The sequence below is a fragment of the Streptomyces sp. NPDC058375 genome, from assembly GCF_042723425.1.
In the GTDB taxonomy this organism is placed as follows: Bacteria; Actinomycetota; Actinomycetes; order Streptomycetales; family Streptomycetaceae; genus Streptomyces; species Streptomyces durocortorensis.
In genome coordinates this window covers 1-2,026 of sequence record NZ_JBHXJG010000468.1, presented here as the reverse complement: position 1 = coordinate 2,026, position 2,026 = coordinate 1, and the positions used below count along the sequence as shown (strand labels likewise).

General features: G+C 69.1%; 2 protein-coding genes. One reads left to right on the top strand and one right to left on the bottom strand.

From position 1 onward, the window contains the following. Positions 1-39: 39 nt before the first annotated feature. Positions 40-1,602 (bottom strand): MFS transporter, encoded by a 1,563-nt coding sequence (locus ACFWM7_RS35110; RefSeq protein WP_383268800.1) that lies wholly within the window; start codon positions 1,600-1,602, stop codon positions 40-42. A gap of 252 nt (positions 1,603-1,854) precedes the next feature. Here ACFWM7_RS35110 and ACFWM7_RS35105 point away from each other — a divergent pair, with 252 nt between their 5' ends. Further along, positions 1,855-1,983: an LPFR motif small protein gene (locus ACFWM7_RS35105; RefSeq protein WP_003964321.1), complete on the top strand. Its 129-nt coding sequence runs from the start codon at positions 1,855-1,857 to the stop codon at positions 1,981-1,983. Positions 1,984-2,026: the final 43 nt, after the last annotated feature.

The following is a 2,026-nucleotide window of genomic DNA, read 5'->3' as shown; positions in this document are numbered from 1 at the left end:
GCTCCGGGGCTCCAGGGCGTTGTGGGCCGCGTGCGTGGGTCAGCGGGCCGGACGGCCGCCGCCGGACGGGCCCCCGTCGCCGTCCCCGAGGTCGTTGTCCGTGTGCTTCTCCCCGGAGTCCTTCGGCGCCTGCCCGCTCTCGCCGCCCTCGGCTTCCACGGCCGACAGGGGGGTGGCGATGTCCTCCAGCGAGCGCTGCTCGGCGGGTACCGCGAAGAAGAGCGCGACCACGCCCGCCGCCACCATCAGGGTCGCTCCCACACAGAAGGCGACGACCGCGTCGGCGACCACACCGCTCTCGGTCAGGCTGGCGAACAGCAGAGGCCCGGAGATCCCGCCGGCCGCGGTGCCGATGGCGTAGAAGAACGCGATCGACATGGCACGCGTCTCCATCGGGAAGATCTCGCTGACCGTCAGGTAGGCGGAACTCGCCCCGGCCGAAGCGAAGAAGAGGACCACGCACCAGCACAGCGTCATGGTCGTGGCGGTCAGCAGCCCGGCCCCGAACAGCCATGCCGTCCCGAACAGCAGCACGCCGGACAGGATGTACGTGCCCGAGATCATCGGGCGACGGCCCCAGGTGTCGAACAGACGCCCGAGCAGGAGAGGGCCGAGGAAGTTACCGAAGGCGATGACGGCGAAGAAGTACCCGGTCGTTCCGCTGGAGACGTCGAAGAACTTCACCAGGATGGACCCGAACCCGAAGGTGATGGCGTTGTAGAGGAACGCCTGCCCGATGAAGAGGGCGAAGCCGAGCGTGGCCCGCCTCGGGTGGTCCCGGAAGACGCTCCGGCCGATCTCGATGAACCCGACGCTCCGGCGCTGGCGGATGGTGATCTCCGTAGTGGCCTCCGGGAGCGGCTTCCCCTTCTCCTCCTCGACGGTGCGCTCCACGTCGTCGACGAGACGCTCCGCCGCCTCTCCGTGGCCATGGATGAACATCCACCGGGGGCTCTCCGGAACATGACGGCGTACCAGCAGGATGACCAGACCGAGCACGACGCCGAGGGCGAAGGTGAGCCGCCAGCCGATGTCCTTCGGGAAGATGTCGGTGTTCAGGGCGACGACCGACAGCAGTGCACCGCCCATCGCGCCGAACCAGTAACTGCCGTTGATGATGAGGTCGACCCGGCCGCGGTACTTGCTCGGGATCAGTTCGTCGATGGCGGAGTTGATGGCCGCGTACTCCCCGCCGATGCCGAAACCGGTCAGGAAGCGGCAGAGGAAGAACCACCACGGCGAGAAGGAGACGGCGGTCAGCGCGGTGGCCCCGAGGTAGACGGCCAGGGTGATCAGGAACAGCTTCTTGCGGCCGTAGAGGTCGGTGAGGCGGCCGAAGAAGAGGGCGCCGGAACAGGCCCCCGCCACATACAGCGCCGCCGCGACCCCGGTGACCTGGGTGTCCGTGATGGCCAGGCCGCTGCCGTCCTCGGACAGACGGCTGGCGATGTTGCCGACCACGGTCACTTCCAGGCCGTCGAGGATCCACACGGTCCCCAGGCCGATCACGATCATCCAGTGCCATCGCGACCACGGAAGCCGGTCCAGCCGGGCGGGCACCTTGGTCGAGACCGTCCCCAGGACCGGTTCGTCTCTGCTCATGCGCATGACTCCTCAGCTGCGGCGCCCCGGCATCGCCGTCCGGGCCGGAGCGCGGGTACCCGGAGATGAAACCGGACAAACAGCGGTCGGGGCGGCGGGCCGCGCAGAAGGGGGGTGGTTCCTGTCTCCGTCGGCTGCCGTCCGATCGGGCGGCCGCGATCCGAGGATTGGGGCGCCTCGGTGCGGGTACGCGGTGGCTCGCGAACCCAACGCCCCTGGAAACCTCAGGGAGCGAGAACGGAGGGCAGATCCATGCTGAAGGCCATCGCGGACGTGCTTCGCTCCATCGGAGGAGCCATCGCCACCGTGGTCACGTTGCCCTTCCGGGCGCTGGCCCGGCTGTTCGGGGGTGCGTCGAGCAGCGCGCGCGGACACCACTGAACGCACGACATGCCGGTGCCCCGACCCTTCGAAGGGTCGGGAT

Excerpts from the sequence above, each read along its gene's own strand:
- ACFWM7_RS35110 (WP_383268800.1), bottom strand. The coding sequence starts at position 1,602 with ATGAGCAGAGACGAACCGGTCCTGGGGACGGTCTCGACCAAGGTGCCC.
- ACFWM7_RS35105 (WP_003964321.1), top strand. The coding sequence starts at position 1,855 with ATGCTGAAGGCCATCGCGGACGTGCTTCGCTCCATCGGAGGAGCCATC.